13 protein-coding genes, 1 tRNA gene and 1 pseudogene are annotated in these 19,701 nt (G+C 63.2%); 8 read left to right on the top strand and 7 right to left on the bottom strand.

What is annotated here, in order from left to right:
• The first annotated feature begins 1,312 nt into the window (after positions 1-1,312).
• Together istA and istB are read left to right on the top strand one after the other, a co-directional pair.
• Positions 1,313-2,850: pseudogene (gene istA, locus P6U27_RS29210) on the top strand (IS21 family transposase).
• 13 nt (positions 2,851-2,863) lie between these two features.
• Positions 2,864-3,607, top strand: a complete 744-nt coding sequence (gene istB / locus P6U27_RS29205) for an IS21-like element helper ATPase IstB (RefSeq protein WP_407192969.1) — start codon at positions 2,864-2,866, stop codon at positions 3,605-3,607.
• 1,896 nt (positions 3,608-5,503) lie between these two features.
• Here istB and P6U27_RS29200 read toward each other — a convergent pair.
• Positions 5,504-5,716 (bottom strand): hypothetical protein, encoded by a 213-nt coding sequence (locus P6U27_RS29200; protein ID WP_209294464.1) that lies wholly within the window; start codon positions 5,714-5,716, stop codon positions 5,504-5,506.
• 1,420 nt (positions 5,717-7,136) lie between these two features.
• Here P6U27_RS29200 and P6U27_RS29195 point away from each other — a divergent pair.
• A complete protein-coding gene (locus P6U27_RS29195) occupies positions 7,137-7,358 on the top strand; it encodes a hypothetical protein (RefSeq protein WP_407192968.1) in 222 nt (73 codons plus the stop codon).
• Between the two features lie 1,588 nt (positions 7,359-8,946).
• The gene (locus P6U27_RS29190) at positions 8,947-9,258 is read left to right on the top strand and encodes a hypothetical protein (protein ID WP_407121627.1); all 312 of its coding nucleotides are present in this window, start codon (positions 8,947-8,949) and stop codon (positions 9,256-9,258) included.
• Positions 9,259-9,687: 429 nt separating this feature from the next.
• On the opposite strand, the gene P6U27_RS29185 is transcribed toward P6U27_RS29190, so the two are convergent.
• Positions 9,688-9,763, bottom strand: a tRNA-Ile gene (locus P6U27_RS29185).
• Positions 9,764-10,189: 426 nt separating this feature from the next.
• On the bottom strand, positions 10,190-11,164 hold the full coding sequence (locus P6U27_RS29180) for a tripartite tricarboxylate transporter substrate binding protein (protein WP_164936908.1): 975 nt from the start codon (positions 11,162-11,164) through the stop codon (positions 10,190-10,192).
• Positions 11,165-11,283: 119 nt separating this feature from the next.
• On the opposite strand from P6U27_RS29180, the gene P6U27_RS29175 reads away from it, so the two are divergent.
• Entirely contained in the window at positions 11,284-12,234 is a 951-nt protein-coding gene (locus P6U27_RS29175) for a TAXI family TRAP transporter solute-binding subunit (protein WP_407192967.1), read from the top strand.
• A gap of 119 nt (positions 12,235-12,353) precedes the next feature.
• On the opposite strand, the gene P6U27_RS29170 is transcribed toward P6U27_RS29175, so the two are convergent.
• Positions 12,354-13,568, bottom strand: coding sequence for an ABC transporter substrate-binding protein (locus P6U27_RS29170; protein WP_129143619.1), 1,215 nt, complete (start codon positions 13,566-13,568; stop codon positions 12,354-12,356).
• A 98-nt stretch (positions 13,569-13,666) separates the two neighbouring features.
• Positions 13,667-13,969, bottom strand: a complete 303-nt coding sequence (locus P6U27_RS29165) for a substrate-binding domain-containing protein (RefSeq protein WP_407194493.1) — start codon at positions 13,967-13,969, stop codon at positions 13,667-13,669.
• A gap of 129 nt (positions 13,970-14,098) precedes the next feature.
• Between P6U27_RS29165 and P6U27_RS29160 the strand changes: the two genes are divergently transcribed.
• The 3 genes from P6U27_RS29160 to P6U27_RS29150 are packed head-to-tail and all read left to right on the top strand — an operon-like array spanning position 14,099 to position 18,050.
• Entirely contained in the window at positions 14,099-14,926 is an 828-nt protein-coding gene (locus P6U27_RS29160; RefSeq protein WP_122405090.1) for a substrate-binding domain-containing protein, read from the top strand.
• A gap of 54 nt (positions 14,927-14,980) precedes the next feature.
• Positions 14,981-16,087, top strand: coding sequence for a molybdopterin-binding protein (locus P6U27_RS29155; protein WP_122405089.1), 1,107 nt, complete (start codon positions 14,981-14,983; stop codon positions 16,085-16,087).
• Between the two features lie 13 nt (positions 16,088-16,100).
• Positions 16,101-18,050 carry a molybdopterin biosynthesis protein gene (locus P6U27_RS29150; RefSeq protein ID WP_407192966.1) on the top strand — a complete coding sequence of 650 codons (1,950 nt, stop codon included), beginning with the start codon at positions 16,101-16,103 and terminating at the stop codon, positions 18,048-18,050.
• Between the two features lie 49 nt (positions 18,051-18,099).
• Here P6U27_RS29150 and mobA read toward each other — a convergent pair whose 3' ends face one another.
• On the bottom strand, positions 18,100-18,792 hold the full coding sequence (gene mobA / locus P6U27_RS29145; protein ID WP_407121631.1) for a molybdenum cofactor guanylyltransferase MobA: 693 nt from the start codon (positions 18,790-18,792) through the stop codon (positions 18,100-18,102).
• Entirely contained in the window at positions 18,737-19,627 is an 891-nt protein-coding gene (locus P6U27_RS29140) for a formate dehydrogenase accessory sulfurtransferase FdhD (RefSeq protein ID WP_122405086.1), read from the bottom strand. Before P6U27_RS29140 ends, mobA begins: the two co-directional genes overlap by 56 nt.
• Between the last annotated feature and the right edge of the window lie 74 nt (positions 19,628-19,701).

Below are 19,701 nucleotides of genomic sequence, written 5' to 3'. Positions count from 1 at the left end.
CTTCGTGACGCAAAGGGGCAATTCTGATGGCGTTTGACATGGTAGCACCGGATTCGTCAGATTATGCGCCGATTACTCGCGAAGCAGGCGGTGTCACAACTGTAGCGGACCGCCTTATGTTGGGGATCGCTCCTGTCGGCCTCTTTGCGGTCGCGACCGAGGCGTGCACCGTCAATCGCAGGTTCAACGTCGAGAGATGGTGGTAAGGAACGGGCCATGCCCCGGAGCACAAACCGTAACTTGCCGAAGTCAGCAGACCTATTTGTCATCAAAGAAGAGCTGATGACTGGGCGCAGGATCGTTGTTGCTGCTTCGGCCGGGCCGCGCCTGAGTGGTCGGATCGGTATTATCGTTGGCCAAGGGGCAACCCGCGACTCAGGTCAAAGTGCTCCTCGACGGAGCCAAGCGCTTTGTAACATTGCACGCGCGCTACGTTGACCTACTCAAAAGACGCTCTTAGTCGCAGGCTACCGCGACGCCATTATGAGTGTAACACCGGCGAATGTACGAGTGGCACCGGGGGCACTTCTCCATCTAGCCACTGCTGCTCCTCGGCCAAAGCGCGCCACGCCGCCTCCATCCTCTGGAAGCGGCGCGCGGCGGAGGAGGTCTCGGCCTCCTCCGCCAGCTCGGCGCAGTTCTCGGCGCATCCCAGATACTCTCTCGTTTGATACATCACGCTACTCAGGCCTCAGTGGGTGTTGGACTCCTGCCATTTCTCCAGATCGAGATCCGGCCGGTCCGGCGGAAGTTGGTCCTTTTCGGGATTGCCCGTTGGTCTGCCTGTGGGTGGCCTCGCCGGTTTGCTGCCGAGGGTCATCCGCCGGCGTCTGGCGGGGTTGGGGGCGTTTTCCATAGGGCGATAATGAGTGAATGCCACCCTCCGTTCCTAGATGATCGGCAACCAGCCGGCCGACCAGGCGTTTAAAGGTATGCAGCGCATGCGATATTGGCTTTCGTGCTGGCAGTCGCCCTAATGCTCGCCCGATGGGGCGGGGACGGCGGCGTGCGTACTGCCGAACATGCCGAGATCGCGCCACCCCATACATCTGTTGCCATATGCGAAAGTGAGCAGAGGTGCTTTTCGCCATGTGTGCGTGTTCCAGCCGATCGTGATCACCGATTCCAGGCCATCGTGATCACCCATTCCAGAGCATCGTGATCACGGTTTCCAGCCGATCGTGATCACGGTTTCCAGCCGATCGTGATCGCTATTTCCAGCGATCGTGATCGGGGACAACCGGGAGGCGCACACCGCTGACAGTCTGCAACCGGGGTAGCTCGGTCTTTTGCCCAACCGCAGAGGATCGAGATGCCGACAGAGAGACTGTCCATGCGCCACATTCGCGAAGTTCTACGCCTGCACTATAGCGTCGGCATGTCGCAACGCGCCGTTGCCCGCAGCCTCGGTCTGGCCCAGGGCACGGTCAGCAAGTACGTGAACCGAGCCCGCCGCGCCAGCCTGACCTGGCCTTTACCGCCGGAGCTGGATGACGACGTCCGGCTCGAGAACCGCCTGTTTCCACCGCCTTCCGATCGGCCCAGCGACGAGCGTCCGCATCCGGATTGGGCGCTTGTCCATCGCGAGCTGCGGCGCCCGAACGTCACGCTGATGCTGTTGTGGGAGGAGTATTGCGACGCAAACTCCGACAGCTTCAGCTACGCGTGGTTCTGCGAACGCTACAGGGAATGGACCGGCCGTCTCAAGCCAACCCTGCGCCAGGTTCATGTCGCCGGCGAGAAGCTGTTCGTCGACTATTCCGGCCACACCATGGAGGTGGTTGACGGGCTCAGCGGCGAGGTGCGCAGCGTGCAGATCTTCGTCGCCGTGCTCGGCGCCTCGAACTACACCTACGCCGAGGCCAGCCTCACACAGAGCCTGCCGGACTGGATCGCCTCGCACGTCCGGGCCTTTTGCTTTTTCGGCGGCACGGCCCGGCAGACGGTAAGCGACAATCTGAAGGCCGGCATCATCCGGGCCTGCTTTCACGAGCCGATGGTCAACCGGACCTATGCCGATCTCGCCCGCCATTACCGCACCGCCATCGTGCCGGCACGGCCGTATCGGCCGCGCGACAAAGCCAAGGTCGAAGTCGGGGTCCAAATCGTCGGGCGATGGATCCTGGCGCGCCTGCGCAACCGCCGCTTCTTCTCGCTCGCCGCCCTCAACGAGGCGATCCACGCGCTCCTTGTCGAGCTGAACGATCGACCGCTGCGCAGCTGGGGACGAAGTCGGCGCGACCTGTTCGAGGAGCTCGATCGCCCGGCGCTGACCCCATTGCCGGATGAGCCGTACGAGTATGCCGAGTGGAAGCGCTGCAGGGTCAACCTCGATTATCACGTCGAGATCGCCAAGCATTACTACAGCGTTCCTCACAACCTCGTGCATCAGGAGGTCGAGACTCGCATCACCCAAAAGACCGTCGAGATTTTCCTCCGCGGCAAGCGAGTGGCGTCGCATCTGCGCAGCACCTTGCCGCATCGCCCGACGACGATTCCCAGCATATGCCGAGCTCACATCGCCGCTATCGCGACTGGACCCATGAGCGCATTCGTTCCGAAGCCGCCAAGGTCGGTCCCGATATCGAGACGCTGATCGACGTCATCCTGCGGTCGCGGCCGCATCCGGAACAGGGCTTCCGCTCGGCGATCGGCATTCTCGGACTGGTCAAGCGATACGGCCGTGAACGCGTCGACGCCGCCTGCGCCCGTGCCCTTCTGCTCAACGCCCGTTCCTACAAATCGGTCGCCGCCATCCTCAAGAACGGCACCGACAGAACCGCTCCTCCCACCGAGGAGGCGCCCATCCTCTTCCACGCCAACATCCGTGGCCGCAGCTACTACAACTGATCAGGAGATCATCGTGCTCATTCACCCCACTGTCGATCGCTTGCGCGCCCTCGGCCTCGCCGCCATGGCCGATACCCTCGTCGAACTGCAGAACAATCCCGAGGCGGCCGAGATGCCGCACGCCGATTGGCTCGGCCTCCTCGTGGATCGAGAGGTCACCGCCCGCGACAACCGCCGCCTCACGCGCCGCTTGAGCAGTGCCAAACTCCGTCAAGCTGCCGCCATCGAGAACGTCGACTATCGCACCGCGCGCGGCCTCGACCGTTCGCTCTTCCAGAACCTCGCCACCAGCCAATTGATCCGTGATGCCAACCACCTGGTCATTGTCGGCCCAACCGGCACCGGCAAGTCCTGGCTTGCCTGTGCGCTCGGCAACAAAGCCTGCCGCGACGGCTTCTCCGTCCTCTACAAGCGGGCATCCCGCCTGTTCGCCGATCTCGCCCAGGCGCGCGGCGAAGGCCGTCTGGCGCGCCTGATCGCCACGCTTGAGCGTGTCAATCTCCTCATCCTCGACGATTGGGGACCTGAACCGCTCACCACCGACCAGCGTCGTGATCTGCTTGAGATCGTCGACGATCGCTACGACAAGGGATCCTTATTGATCACAAGTCAGGTCCCCGTGTCGCAATGGCATGACGTCATTGCCGATCCCACTCTCGGTGACGCGATATTAGATCGCATCATTCACAATGCGCACCGCCTCGAGCTCAAAGGCGACAGCCTGCGCCGGCAGGCCAGCGAAAGGAAAAAGACGTGATTACCTCACGCGCGATCGTCCCGCCGGCCCACAGGCCCCTCCCGCGCGCGTCGCTCCGTCGCTCGTGGGGGCACTCCGCGCCGCGCACGGGGCCCTCCCATGGACCGCCGGGACGATCTCCAACAACCTTGACCAGGAGGCCGTTTCCAGCACAGATGCAATCGTCAGTCGTGTCCGCTTCCGAACATGATCACGATCACTGGAATCCGTGATCACCATCGTCTGGAACCACTGATCACCATCCCTGGAATGCGCAGCCATGTGAGTAGGCTCGCGTCTGCTTTGTGCAATCGAGACCAAGCACAGCGGCCCCGGCCTACACCCCAAATGCCTCGCCGCCGGGCCGTCTGGCGGTTTAATGCTGAACAATGCTGCTCATCATGACGCCTGGCCGCACTGGCGCATCTCGAAGTCCCGCACTGTACGAATTGCCGGATCACCATGAGATGGTTCCGCTCGGAGTTGGTGCGAGACACTCCGGATCCGTTAATCGGCCACTTTTTTGTCTGCCCGAACTGCGAAGCTTTTACGAATGGGGAACAATCGGCAATCGCGCGGGTTGGCGTACTACTGCTCCGGCCCAAGCCCCCCTGCGTCCGGAGCGTTCCACGGCCCCAGCGCGCCCGATGCTGGGGCCGTCGTTTTAGGTGCGGCGCTTGGTTTCCACGACATAGCCGTCTGGCATGGCGGAGAGGCCGAAGCGGCGGCCGGGAAGCACGAAGAGCCCCACTCTCCAAACGTGCATGGACCACTTGCCTCTGCGTGAACCTGGGCTACCGGCCTGTGTTGTTCGGCTGAGCGAACCGGAGGTTGGGTGATGAGCACCGAGACGACGTTCGTCTGCGATTGTTGCCTACGGAAAGCGGATAATCGTGTTGGTTGGGCTCATATCAGTGTCAATTGGGCCGATGGGGATCGGCAGGTCATGCCGGACGAAGTCCGCGATCTATGCGAAATTTGTTGGAGCCCACTGCAGCAATTGCTGAAACAGCAGCTTGAGCAACATGCCCGGAAGCGAGGTGCATAAACACGCAGATCATAGGGTCCAGATCTGCAAAAGGATTGGACGGTCAGCACAAAGTGTCGGCCGGAATGGAGCGATGTGGCATGTTCATGATGTCTCTATGGTCGGACCTTCGGCAACGTCTTCTAAACTGTCCTGAGCTATTCTTGTGGCATGGACGACGATGATGTACCTGCGGGGGGGGGGACCGCTCTTAGACAGAGCTATGCCGGTCTAGCCGCTTGGATGGTGCGGTTTAACCGCGCATCTGAGCCTAGTCGATCGCCACACCCGACGCGGGCTGAACAGCCCAATCGAGTTCTCGATAAATCGCGTCGGCCCGCGCCCAAAAGCTCGGACGAGGCCACGTCGACGAAAAGCCGCAACTTGAGCCGATCTTGGTCACCGGAAGAGGAGGGGCGATTAATCTCCCGTGTTGGCGACGGAGCCACTGCCGAGAAATTGGAGAACGGCTGGGTCGAACACGTCGGTCGGTTTACGCTCGCCTCCAGCGCTTTCAGAGGCAGCGGTGGCAAGCGAGCAGAACAAGCGGGAAATTCTTCCCGTAGTTGCACATTGTTTAAACCTTACCGCCTCGCATTGCTCTTTCGCCAGCTACCGCTTCAATCCTCAGGCCATCACTCGCCTCACATGCATGTCTCGCCAGTGGCAGAGACCCTCACGGCGGGGTCGATCGGCAAAGTATCGCGTTGCTGCGGCGGAGGACCCAAAAAACGAGACTGGCAGCGCCTCATGACCCACCGGCGTCGAGCGGTAACCGGGCATCAACCGATCCCGCTTACGATAGATCATCGCGGATTGGTGACGAGTACCGCGGTACGCATGGGCATTGAGAACCCGCTGGCTATCGAGGCCGGCGGGTTTTTCGTGGACTAGTTTTCTCTGTACGGAATACCGAGGTTGTTGCAGGCCGCCGCGAATGACGCTTTTGCCTTGGCGTCTTCAAAGCAGAACTTAGTGCCGACCTGCGCGCGGTCTGTCCACCAGCCAACATTTGCACCTTTCGCGATACGAAAGGCTTCGTCGCGCAAAAGGTCCAGTTGCCTCCCGGCAGCACGGACAATCACGCAATTTTCTTCAGGCATAGGTATTGTCTCCAACGGCAACGAACCACAAAGTTGTCAATTGAACGGAAAACGTTCGGCCGGAGCGGCTGTCAGCAAAACGCCGCAGCAGTCGTCCTGCTGCGGCCACTTCTCAAAACATTGCTGGGTAAAAGAGGATCTAAGTAGAACAAGTAGAATATGCGCCAGCTCCGGGAATTTTCTAACACATGTACGCTGCCAGTCGCGAATCATTTCGCCAGTTCGGAATTTGGAACTTTTGCGTCCCCGGCGCTCTGACCCGCAATTGGATCGGCAGCCGGGAGCATTGGGGCTAGGAAACAAGCCGTGCCATGTTCGCTCTCAAGGTGCAATCCGTCGAATGACATTGATTTCGGAACCGTATGTTCGCCTGCGGGAACGCAGGAAGCTTGATCCGACACGAGCGACATCTTAGAGCCCTGAAGAGTGCCGCGCCGATTGTGCGGAACGTCGCCGCGCCGGCCGCAAGGGTCGTACCAGAGCGGCGCCTGCGGCCCTCCCCTTTATCAGCAGAGCTGTGGGAATTTGGATACACATCCGTGAATAATCGGAAAGCGAAGAAACAGCTGATCGGAAATGTGCTTGTGTCTCGCGGGTGACGGCCTCTGTCCCAGGAGGCAAGAGCCTGTCCGGAGGCCCCAGCATCATCATGCCCCCCGGCCCGATGCTGGGGCCACCACGGGCGCCGTTTCCGTACGAGGCGTCGATTGGACGAGACTTGGAGAGTCCTGTTTGCGATCAGTGCGACGGCTGTTGTCGCCGTTGGCTCATTCTTCGCCATCCGGTTTATTATCGGTTTGCACCTGTGACTTCGATCTGAATTGATCACTGCCCGGGTGGTCTAGGATTGCAAGTCGTGCATCGCCGCACTCGAAGTCGGGGCCGAACGTCGGCTCCCCGAGAGCCGCACCCCTGACAGACAAACCGCGGCTCGAGATCTGACAGCAGGACGTCATCAGCCCAGCGGGTGATCTTGAACGGCCGACCGTCAGCATGCGTGGGCTCGGGGCGTCGGACTGGGCGAGGCATGCCGCCATTTAAGCGGCATCACAAGTACCTCGCAAATTATAGATCGATGGTGGCCTCGAACCCGCGCGAGCTACAGCCTCTTGTGGGTGTGGAAAAGCAAAGCCTGTCGGTCACTCGGAGAGAGCGATTGAGGCACCGGTTATATCCAAAGGCATACATACCCGATTGCCGGATCTTCCTAGACCTTAGCATGCCTCGGCGGCCCCCCATTACTGTCGAGGCCTCCAACGGCTCCGGCGGGTTGCGCTGGGGCCGTTTTTTTCGGCCAGCGATCCGCACCCAGCGCAACGCGGTGCCCGCAATGTGGAAAGTCTCACAGCTGTCAATTGCGAACTTAGGAACGAGACGTCGGCTTTCACATTCCTTCTGAAGTGCAATCGGGAGCCTCAGCATGGCAATCCAAATCGTGATGGATCACAGCGGCGACAGCCAGCACTTCTTCGACGAATCCAATGCAGAAGCATTGGCAGAGGCGGAGAAGCGTTTTCTGCAATTTGCCTTCAAAGGATATACAGCGGCGGTGCGGAAGGGGCCCGGTGAGATAACCAGGATCACCGCGTTCGATCCGACTGCCGAAGAGATACTGTTTTTCCCGCGGCTCGTGGGCGGGTGATGATCTGGTGACGAGAAGGCTTCAACGCATCGGCCTGTCGCTCCATCGAAGCGTCGCGATTGGCAGATTTTATCATGCAGCTAAGGCCGAGAAGACGATTCAGGCTTGTGCGCTGCGACTGCTGCGTTCCTGGCTTTCGCCTGAGCAAAGGGCAGAGTTCGATACCAGGGGGTACTTCGATGTGGTAGGATGCGATAGCGGGAAGCGTTACCGCATCCGGCAGGGAACATCCGGGAATTTCAACGAGCTCGACGAGTACGGGCGGCTCGGCACGGGCTGGTGTTTCGTCCCGCTGGGTGGCTTGGTCGAGGGCGACGTCATGCTCGCTCAAAAGATAGCTCTGGAGACGGACGAGGAGCGCGCTTTAAGCGTTGGCAACACTTCCCGGGACCGATTCGGTGGCGCCTACCAGGTGGTCGTTCAGCAGAGAGGAGAAGTTTGGGCGCACGCCTTTATCCCAGCTAAGAGCCGGTCGGGACAATCAATAAACCTCCAGGCATTGTCCGCAGGCAGGGGAAACTGCGGCTCGACTCCGCCGCGGCAATCGAGCCAATCGGCATTATGTTCCGAGATCCAATCCGCCCCTAGCGGGCCCGATGACTGGCCACGTTCACAATGGAGACTTGGCGCTATGTTTCATTACGGGCATGGTTCTGGGCACAAATCTGAGCGATGCTTTGCGCTTCGACGGGAGCGGGGTGCTGCTACTGAAGGACTCTTAGGCAGCACGACGATGACCTCAATCACCTGTTTCAAGATCTCTGTAGCTAAGTCAGCAATCACCAAAGCGAAGTCATCCTCAATCTCCGCAGCGGTGCTTCGTCCTTCGCATAGACGTACAAGAGCGGTCCGTCGACTTCAGCAAATCTGACGCCGGCGAACACACAGTCGCGCCTATTCACCTGCTAGCTTTGCCTGAATCGCGTAGTTCTGGGTATCGCTGAGATCCATGGCGCGGAGATAAAGTCACTCGGCGCGAAAAAAAGTCATAAAAAACATTTCAGCAACCTATTGCAAGCGAATTGGAGGAAACGCTTGCTGTCTGCGGGTGCAGTTCTCACGCGCTCCACCCGACGCAACGTGATCGTGTAGGTGCTGGCCGTGGAGCAATCCACATTTCGCGCGGATTGTTGTGGCGCACTCCACCTTAGTGCGCAATTCGTTGTCGGCTCACCTGGGCACGGATCCTCCCGCACGAGATCCGGCCGCTTGCGCGCCTACTGCGTGGCCAGTTTGGTTCACTGGCGCTGTCCGATGCCGCTGGCTCTCACGAGGCCACGTAGTTGCTTTTCCTCATTGCTTCAAGTTAGTCGAAACTCTTCCGCTTGGACCGAGCCATGAGAGGCCTTTGAAGCTCTTGCGTGGTTGAATCTTCCCATCAACAACCTGCTCTCTATTGATCAGCTTTAGATCCCGAATAGGGTGAAAGGTCGCATCGCAGTCGAACGTCGTCCCAATACCAAAGATCCCAATCCCTCGAGCCTCTGCCTTCCAACAAGTCGCCTCATTAACCAGCTTATCAAACGACAGCGTCTGCTTTCCATCAAAACGACGCTCGTCACTTGTAACTGACTACGGCGCTCCTTCGATGTCGAACGACGCGATGCCGGTCGGGTCGACCATCTACGTCAACAGTACGAGCGCGCCTCCCGGCTACGTCAAGGAAAACGGCGTGCTGTTGTCGCGGGCGTCCTTCCCGGCTCTGTGGGACTACGCGAACGCCTCCGGAAACATCGTCAGCGAAGCGGCGTGGGCCAGCCGGCGGAAGCAGCGGCGCGTTCTCGACGGGCGATCTGTCGACGACCTTCCGAATTTCGACGCTCGCCGCGAGTTTTTCCGCGCTACGACGACGGCTCGGCGGGGTCGACGGCGGCCGCCTGCTTGGCCTGCAGGAGGCTGAAACCAGAAACGTGGGTCGCGCCGGCCAAAGCTACCGGACCGAGGTATCCGTGCTCGCGTTGGCATGTTGGGGAACGAGTCCCTCCCTTATGCCTGCGTTGTCGTTGGACGAGGGCTCCTCGAGACAAGGGAGCGATTACCGCCGCGTCCAGTTACGAGCATCCATCGGTGCTACGCTGCGACAGGCCTCAGCGACTTGGCTCATGCAGCGAGGCGCGGATCCGTGGCAGGCAGCGGAGTATCTCGGGATGTAGCTTGAGGTGCTGTTCAACACGTATGGCCATCACATTCCCAACGATTTGTCCGATGCCGTCGACAGAATCGCCAAGTGCTACCCAGCCAGCGAACGAAAAGCGCACGTATCTGGTGCGATATCTGGTGCGGTGCTTCCGATGAAACGAAACTGGGCCTGATAAGTCACTGATTTCATTGGTGGGCCCGGCAGGACTCGAACCTGCAACCAGACCGTTATGAGCGGCCGGCTCTAACCATTGAGCTACAGGCCCCGCCGCGAGGCGGCTCGCGGGAACACGCGGCCGGCAACGGTGCGCGGTTCGTTTACAGGGATGAAGGCGGGGGTGCAATGCTGGCGCCAAAGCATGATCCGGAAAAGTGCGAAGCGGTTTTCCGGAAAGGTCATGCGTAAACAACAACCTAAAGCGCGATGACGATTCATCCAAATCTCATCGCGCCGGCGGAAGGAGCGCCAGCGCCCGAATTTTTGAATACCCGAAATCTGCGATGATGCCCTTATAGTCCTGTTTTGCCCGACGGGTCAAATCGAGCTTACGGCAAGGCTCGTTTCGTGCTTCCGTAACCCCTTGTAATTGCTGGCCTCGTCTACTGTGCATGGGGTTGTTTTTCGACTTTTTGTCTGAGGGGGACCGCACGGTCCCCACAGATGTCTCGCAAGCAAGCGGACGGGCCGCCGCCTAGTCCACGGAGACCCCGGCGAACTCCACCACCTTGCGCCACTTCTCGGTTTCGTCCGCGACCAGCTTGCCGAACTCGGCGGGCGTCATCGGCTTGGGGAGGCCGCCGACCTCAGTGAGGCGCGCGACCAGCTTGGGGTCCTTCAGCGCTTCGCCGACGGCCTTGTTGAGGATCTCGATCACCTCGGGCGGCGTGCCCTTCGGCGCGGAGATGCCGTAGAAGCCGACCGATTCGAATCCCGGCACGGTCTCGGCGATCGCGGGCACGTCGGGCACGCTCGGCCAGCGCTGCGGCGAGGTCACGCCGAGCGCGCGGACATTGCCGCCTTTCACCTGCTCCATCGCCGAGGGCAGATTGTCGAAGATCAGCTGCACCTTGTTGGAGATGATGTCGGGGAAGGCGATGGCCGAGCCGCGATAGGGCACGTGCACCATGTCGCACTTCGTCATCACCTTGAACAGCTCGGCCGACATGTGCACCGAGGTGCCGTTGCCGGAGGAGGCAAAGGAGATCTTGCCGGGATTGGCCTTGCAATAGTCGATGAACTCCTGGACCGTCTTCGGCGGAAACGCGTTGGAGACGACCAGCATGTTGGTGAGCTGCATGATGCTGGCCACCGGCACGGTGTCGCGCAAAAAGTCGAACGGCAGCTTCTTGTAGAGCGAGGTCGAAATCGCGTTGTTGGGCGCGACGAACAGCAGCGTGTAGCCGTCCGGAGGCGAATTGATCGCGGCAGCCGCGGCGATGTTGCCGCCGGATCCGGTGCGGTTCTCGACGATGAATTGCTGGCCGAGACGGTCCGACAGCCACTGCGCCATGATCCGCGCCACGATGTCGACCGGGCCGCCGGCGGCAAAGCCGATCAGCCAGTGCACGGGACGGTCGGGGTAGCCGGCGGCGGCGGGAGGGGTGGCGCTGAAAAGACCTAAGAGAACTGCGAGCCCGAAAACACCGTTACGCAAAATTCGCAACATGACGCCTCCCATTGCTTTATTGTCGTTGGAGGGCATGCTTTCACAAAAACGCGCGGCTGCCTACATCGCCGCAAGTCGATGTTGACGCAGGCCCGCCGGGAGCGACCATGAGATTCGCGATGATGCTCATCAGTGCGGCGCTGCTCGCCAGCTCCGCCGCCGCCCAAACCGGAGGCACGGCCATTCCGACCACTACTCTCAGCCTCGGCACCGCGACACCCGGCGGCGGCTTCCCGCTCTATGGCAATGCCTTCGCCGAGGTGATGAACGCGGCCGATCCGGAAATTTCCATCGCACCGCGCAACACCAAGGGCAGCAACGAGAACATCCCGCTGCTGGAGAAAGGCGAGCTCGATCTTGCGCTGGTCGCGGGCGAGCCGGCCTATGAGGCCTTCGCCGGCATCGGCCGTGCGCCGGTACGATTGAAGATTCTCACGGCGATCTATTCCAACCCCGGCATGTTCGTGGTGCGCGCGGACAGTCCCTACAGGACCATTCGCGATCTCGTTGGCCAGCCCGTCGCGTTCGGCGCCAAAGGCTCCGGCCTGCCGATCCTGGCGCGCTATGTACTCGATGGCCTCGGCCTGAACCAGGACGAGGACTTCAAGGCGATCTATCTCGACCGCGCCGGCGACGGCCCTGCGATGGTCGAGGACGGCCGCGTCGCCGCGCTCTGGGGCGCCGGCATCGGCTGGCCCGGTTTTGCCGCGGTCGCCTCGAGCGCATCGGGCGCGCGCTTCATCGCGCCCAATGCCGAAGAGATCGCGCGCATCCGCGCCAAGCATGCGTTCCTGAAGCCGCTCACCGTGCCGGCCGGCAGCTATCCGAAACAGTCCGAGCCGATCGCTTCGCTCGGCTCGTGGAGCTTCGTGCTGACGCGCGAGGATCTGCCCGACGATGTCGCCTATCGGCTCGCGAAGACGCTGCACGCTATCGAGGCGACGTTCTGCAGGAAGCTCGCGCAGGCCTGCGAGACCACGGCCGCGAACACGGTCGCGGCCGCGCCGAAGGTGCAGCTGATCCATCCGGGCGTGATGAAGTACTTTCGCGAGATCGGCGTGGTGAAGTGACCGCGTAGCGGTCATTCCCTGGCGCACGAAGCGCGAACCCGGAATCTCGAGATTCTCAGGTGCGCAATTGCGCACCGTAGTTCGGTCCTGCGGACTGCCCCGGAATGACGGCTACCTCGTCACTTCTTCACCAGCGCACATGCCGGGTCCGGCGGACCGAACGCCTTGTCGCCGGAGATGGTCGTGAGGATCCTGTAATAGTCCCACGGATATTTGCTCTCCTCCGGCGTCTTCACCTGCACCAGCCAGAGGTCGTGCACCATCAGATTGTCCTCGCGCAGTTTGCCGTTGCGGGCGAAGAAATCCTCGATCGGCTTCTCGCGCATCTTGGCCGCGACCTTGAGCGGATCGTCGGTGCCGGTCTCCTTGATGGCGTTGAGATAGTGCATCACGCTGGAATAAACGCCGGCCTGCCACATCGACGGCATCTTGTTCATCTTGGCAAAATAGCGCTTCGACCATTCGCGGGTCTTGTCGTCCATGTCCCAGTAGAACGACGTGGTCAGGAGCAGGCCTTGCGCCGCTTGCAGGCCGAGGCCGTGGATGTCGGTGATCAGCGCCAGTAGCGCCGCCATCTGCTGGCCGCCCTTGAACACGCCGAACTCGGCGCCGGTCTTGATCTCGTTCATGTTGTTGGGGGGGCCGGCAGCAATGCCGATGATCTTGGCCTTGGAGGCCTGCGCCTGCAGCACGAATGAGGAGAGGTCCGGCGTTGCCAGCGGCGGCCGCACCGAGCCCAGCACCTTGCCGCCATTGGCGGTGACGACGGCGGAGGCGTCGCGCTCCAGCGAATGGCCGAAGGCGTAGTCGTCGGTGATGAAGAACCAGCTGTCGCCGCCGCGCTTGACCACGGCGTCCGCGGTGCCGACCGCGAGCGCGCGGGTGTCGAACACCCATTGGATCGCGTAAGGCGAGCAGAACTTGCCGTGGAAATCCGCGGTGCCGGTGGAGTGGGTGATGAACAGCCGCTTCTTCTCGTTGGCGATGTTCTGCACCGCGAGCCCGACCGCCGAGACCGGCACGTCGACGATCAGATCGACGTGGTCGACGTCGTACCAGCGCCGCGCAATCGCGCCGCCGACATCGGCCTTGAGCTGGTGGTCGCCGATCACGACGCTGATCGGCTTGCCGAGCACGGTGCCGCCGAAATCGTCGATCGCCATTTGCGCCGCCGTCACCGAGCCCTGGCCGGTCGGCGCCGAGGCCGGGCCGTTCATGTCGGTGAGCACGCCGATCTTGACGACGTCGTCGGAAACCTGCGCCGACGCCGCACCTGAAAGCAGCGCCGCAGTCAAAGCGGCCGCGACCGGCAGTCCAAATCTGGTTGGGTTCACGCTGTCCTCCCCTGAGCCGGCTCGTTGGCCGGTGTTGCGTCCGGGTATGCCCGGCTGAATTGGTTTCTTTTGCAACTGTTTGGGGGCGGGCGTCAACGTCAGGCCGCGAAGCGGATCAGCCGTGCGGGCGAGGGATCGTAGCCGGTCAGCTCCTCGGCACGCTGGCGCAGCCGCCGTTCGTTCAGGAAGCGGAGCAAGGCCTGCATGGCAGGGCGGAAATAGCTGCGCTGCCGCATCGCGAGGTCAAAGTTCTCCCAGACCAGCGGCACGAAATCGAGACCGGCCGAGCGCGCCGCGGCGCGCGTCGCAATGCCGCAATCGGCCTGGCCGGCGTGGACCAGTTCGGCGCGGGAACCATGCCCGATCATCTCGCTGCTTTGCAACACATCCGCACGCGCGATTTCTGCTCTGGTGAACGATCCCAGAGCGCTCTGCGTTGCCGAAGTTTCCCGGCTAAGCAGCGCAAGCGCGTCACGAGCGCGGCGCAATCGATCATCATGATCGCGTCATAGCCAGTGGGGAACTTGATCATGGGCCGCCTATCCGTTGCCGCCGCGCTTCTCTGCGGCCTTGCTGCGGGCGTTGCCGCGTCGTCCGCGCAGGACCGCGGCATAGTCCTCGCGACGACGACGGCGACGCAGGAGTCCGGCCTGCTCAACTATCTGCTGCCGATCTTCCGCGACAAGACCGGCATCGACGTCACCGTGATCGCACGGCGCGCCGACGAAGTGCTCGATGGGGCGCGACGGGGCGAGGTCGACGTCGTGCTGATGCACGCGAGGCCTCAGGAGGAGAAATTCGTTGCCGACGGCTTTGGCGTGAAGCGCTACGACGTGATGTACAACGATTATGTGTTGATCGGGCCGAAGAGCGATCCTGCGGGCGTGAAGGGCAAGGACATCGCGACGGCGCTGAAAGCGATCGAAGCCAAGGGCGCGCCGTTCGTGACGCGTGGCGATCGGTCGGGCACTCACGCCGCGGAACTCGCGCTTTGGATCGTCGCCGGCATCGACATCGCGAGCGCCAAGGGCGCCTGGTATCGCGAGGCCAAGCAGGGCATGGATGCGGCGCTCGAGGCCGCGCGTGCGGCCAACGCCTATGTGCTGTCGGATCGCGGCAGCTGGACCGGCTTCAGGGATCGCGGCGATCTCGACATCGTCGTCGAAGGCGACCGGCGACTGCTCAACCAGTATGGCGTGATGCTCGTGAGCCCCGAGAAGTTCCCGAACGTGAAGAAGGACCTCGCGCAGACCTTCATCGACTGGCTGACGTCGCCGGAGGGGCAGACAGCGATCGCCGGCTACAAGGTCGACGGGCAGCAGCTGTTCTTCCCCAATTCGGACAGGTCCGGCGGCTGAGGCCGTCGTCGCCGGCGGTTGCCAAACCGGACGATGCGTGATCCATCATGGCGCATGACCCAGCGCCTGCCATCCTCGCTCACGCCGCTCGACACCGCGCTCGCCGCTTTGCTGCGAGGCGTTGATCCCGTGGCGCCGGTGGAGGTGCCGCTGGCGGACGCGATCGGCTGCATCGCGGCGGGCACTCCGCTGCCTGCCGCCTATCCTTCGCGCGACATTGCGGCCGCAGACGGTTGGGCGTTATCCGCCAATGATCTCGTCGGTGCGTCCGCTTACTCGCCGCTGCCTTTGACTAAAGTGCCGTCGTGGGTCGAGGCCGGCGACGCGATGCCTGCGGGCTGCGATTGTGTGCTCGATGCCGACGCGGTGGAGGTGGCGGGGCCGCTCGCCCAGGTGCTGGCGGAGGGCGTGCCGGGGCAGGGCGTTCGGCGCGCCGGTAGCGACATCGTGGAACGCACGCCAGCCGGTGCCGAGGGCTGTCCGATCGGTGCGACGGATCTGCTGCTCGCGCGCGTTGCGGGCCTGGAGAAAATCGGCGTGCGGCGGCCCCGACTGCACATCGTGAACGTGCCGGGCGCAACGGCAACGATGCATCTGATTGCCGGGATCGCGCGCGCCACGGGATTGAACGCGGAAACGCGTCAAGCCCGTGCACGCGATGCAGCATCGATTGCCGACGTGCTTGATGCGTCCTCCTGCGATCTTCTGCTGTCCATCGGCGGTAGCGGCGTCGGCCGACAGGACGCCGCCATCACGGCCCTGGCGCAGCGCGGCGAGGTGATGGCGCACGGCCTTGCGCTCCAGCCCGGGCGCACCGCCGCGGTCGGACGGCTCGGACGAGTTCCCGTCGTCGCCTTGCCCGGCTCGCCCGATTCTGCGCTTGCGGCGTGGCTCGCGCTCGTGCTGCCGCTCGTCGACCGTTTGTCGGCGCGTCGGCCGCGACTAAAAGTGTCCCTGCCGCTCGCGCGAAAAATCGCATCCAGTGTCGGCATCGCTGAGATCGCTTTGCTGGCCGAGGAACATCGTGCCTGGCTGCCGCTTGCCGTGCGAGAATGGCCGCTTCAGGCCATCGCCGGTGCGGACGCATGGCTGCTCATTCCTGCCAGTCACGAGGGATTTGCGGCAGGTACGCCGGTGGATGCCCATCCGATGCGGGAGTGATATGGGTCCTGGCATGACGATGATCCCGAAATCACCAGACCGCAGCGCGCTCGAACAGGAGCAGTTCCTCAAGATCCTCTCGCGCGAGGAGGCCCTGGCGCGCTTCGAGGCGGCCTTGTTGCCGCGCGCGCTTCGCAGCGAAACGCGCAAGCTCGCCGCTGCGCTCGGCGCGGCGCTCGCCGAGGACATTACCGCGCCGATCGACGTGCCGCCGTTCGACCGCTCCAATGTCGACGGCTTTGCCGTGCGCTCTGCCGACCTCGCGGGGGCCGGCGAGGGCGCGCCCGTGCGCCTTGCGTTGAATGGCGAGACAATTCATTGCGGCACCGCGTCGTCGCTGCAGGTGGCCGCCGGGACTGCGACGCCGATTGCCACCGGCGGTCCGCTGCCGCGCGGCGCCGATGCCGTGGTCATGGTCGAGCACACCCAGCCGGCCGGGCCGGATGCGATCGATGTCCGCCGCGCCGTCTCGCCGGGGCAGTTCGTCTCATACGCCGGATCCGACATCGCGCGCGGCGAGGCGCTGCTGCGCGCCGGCACCGTCATGGGCTCGCGCGAGATCGGCATGCTGGCGGCTTGCGGCATTGCCGAGGTGAGTGTCGCGCGCCGGCCGCGGGTTGCCGTGATCTCCACCGGCGACGAACTGGTTCAGCCCGGCCAGCCGCTCGGACCTGCCGAAATCTACGATACCAACGGCGCCATCGTCGCGGCCGCGGTCGACGAGAATGGTGGCGAGGCCGTTTTCCTCGGTGCCATTCCCGACGATGAAGCCAGGCTCGAAGCCGCCATGTGCAGCGCGCTTGCGGATGCCGACATGCTGGTGCTGTCGGGGGGGACGTCGAAAGGCGCGGGCGATCTCTCCCATCGCATCATCGGCCGACTCGGCGCGCCCGGCATCATTGCGCATGGTGTGGCGCTCAAGCCCGGCAAGCCGCTTTGCCTTGCGGTCTGCGACGGCAAGCCGGTGGTGATACTGCCGGGCTTCCCAACCTCGGCGATGTTCACCTTCCACGATATGATCGTGCCGGTGCTGCGCAGGATGGCCGGCCTGCCGCCGCGCTCCGATGCCAAGGTCAGCGCGACCGTGCCGGTGCGCATTGCGTCCGAGCTCGGCCGCACCGAATTCGTCATGGTCTCGCTGGTCCAGGGCAGGGATGGCCTGATTGCCTATCCCTCCGGCAAGGGCTCTGGTGCGATCACGTCATTTGCACAGGCCGATGGATTCCTGCGCATCGACGCGCTCGCCGATCAGATGCCGGCTGGGACCGCGACAGAGGTGACGCTATTCACGCCGCATGTGCGCGTGCCCGATCTCGTCATTGTCGGCAGCCATTGCACCGGCCTCGATCTCGTCACCGCACAAGTCGCGCATGCCGGCCTGACCGTGCGTTCCATTGCGGTCGGCAGCCTCGGCGGCCTCGCAGCGGCCAAGCGCGGCGAATGCGATCTCGCGCCGATCCACCTGTTCGACGACAGGAGCGAGACCTACAACACGCCTTATCTCGTCGACGGGCTCGAGCTCGTCCCAGGCTGGCGGCGGATGCAGGGCATCGTCTTCCGAAAGGGCGACACGCGCTTCCAGGGCCTGAACGCGAAGGATGCGGTCGCTGCCGCGCTCGCGGACTCCAGCTGCATCATGGTCAACCGCAACCAGGGCGCCGGCACGCGCATCCTGATCGACCGGCTGCTCGGCGGCGTACGGCCGGACGGCTACTGGAACCAGCCGCGTTCGCACAATGCGGTGGCGGCGGCCGTCGCCCAGCGCCGCGCGGACTGGGGCATGACGATCGCGCCGGTCGCCCATGCGGCCAGCCTCGGCTTCATTCCGCTGGCGGAAGAGCATTATGACTTCGCGCTGGTGACGGCGCGCAAACACCGGCCGGCAGTGCAGGCCTTTCTCGATGCGCTCGGCTCGGACGCGGCCCGCGTAGCACTCGAGCGCGCCGGCTTCCGGCCCGCGTAGATACCAGCTGGGTCTATCCCGGGTCACGGCCAGAGCTCAATGCACCGCCTTAGGACGCGTCATCCAGCGCCGCCAGCCGCTCGGCCTCGGCAATGTCCTCGACCGTGTTCGCATTGAAGAATGGATCGAGCGGCTCGGTCGGCCATGTCACCGTCGCCAGCGGATAGCGTGCCGTCCAGCGGTCGATCTTGCGGAGGTCTTCGACGACAAGGGCGTGGCGCAGTTCGTCGCGCAAGGCGACGCGCCACAGGCCGATCACCGGATGCGACTGCTCGCCTGATGCGGCGACCGCGAGCTGCGCGTTCTCACGCGCGCGCGCGTCATGTAGCCGTGCGACGAGATCGCGCGGCAGGAACGGGCAGTCGCCGGCGGCGCTGAGCACCCATTCGATCTCCGGCCGGTTCGCCGCGGTCCAGTCGAGCGCGGCGAGGATGCCGGCGAGCGGGCCGGGGAAGCCGGGCACGTCGTCGGCGACGACTTGCAAGCCGAACGCGGCGAAGCGGGCGGGATCGCCGTTGGCGTTGAGGATCAGCCCGCTGCACTGGGGCGAAAGGCGCGCGATCACGCGCTCCAGAATGGTGCGGCCGCCGATGGTGCGCATCGGCTTGTCGCCGCCGCCCATGCGCCGCGCGAGACCGCCGGCGAGCAGCACGCCAAGAGTCGAAGGAACACTCGTGGCGGGGATGTCAGTCGTCACCGCCTTCACCCTTGCGCTTGTGCTTGGCGGACTCCTCTTCCACATAGGCGAGGTTCTGGTCGTAGACGATGCGCTCCTCGCCCGCGAGCGCAATGAAGCGCTTGCCGCGGGTGCGGCCGACCAGCGTCAGCCCGACCTGCCTGGCGAGGTCGACGCCCCAGGCGGTGAAGCCGGAGCGCGAGACCAGGATTGGAATGCCCATGCGCACGGTCTTGATCACCATCTCCGAGGTGAGGCGTCCCGTGGTGTAGAGGATCTTGTCGGAGGGATCGACGCCGTGGCGATACATCCAGCCTGCGATCTTGTCGACGGCATTGTGGCGGCCGACGTCCTCGGTGTAGCAGAGCGGCGTGCCCTCCTTGCACAGCACGCAGCCATGGATCGCGCCGGCCTCAAGGTAGAGCGAGGGCATGGTGTTGATGGTCTGCGTCATCTGGTAGAGCCAAGAGGTGCGCAGCTCCGCCTTGGGCAGCGCGGCGCTCTCGACCGCCTCCAAGAGGTCGCCGAAGGCGGTGCCCTGCGCGCAGCCCGAGGTCTGCGTGCGCTTCTTCAGCTTGGCCTCGAAATTGGTGTGGTGCTCGGTGCGCACGACGACCACCTGGAGGTCGTCGTCGTATTCGACCTCGGTGACCACGTCATTATATTTCAGCATGTTCTGGTTCAGCAGATAGCCGAGCGCCAGATATTCGGGGTAATCGCCGATCGTCATCATGGTGACGATCTCCTGGGCATTCAGGTAGAGCGTCAGTGGCCGCTCCATCGGGACCTTGATCTCGACCCTGGCGCCGGTCTGGTCAGTGCCGGTCACGCTCTGGGTCAGGCGCGGGTCGTCCGGATTGGGGACGATCAGGGGCACCGGGGCTTTGTCGATCTTCATCATGGCGGCGAGGTTAGCATGACATTCGGGTCAAGCCGATATAAGCATGGCGGCAAGAGAGCGAAATGCCGCCTCGT

The organism is Bradyrhizobium sp. STM 3566, from assembly GCF_045571445.1.
GTDB lineage: Bacteria > Pseudomonadota > Alphaproteobacteria > Rhizobiales > Xanthobacteraceae > Bradyrhizobium > Bradyrhizobium vignae.
This window is presented reverse-complemented; position numbering and strand designations above follow the sequence as displayed.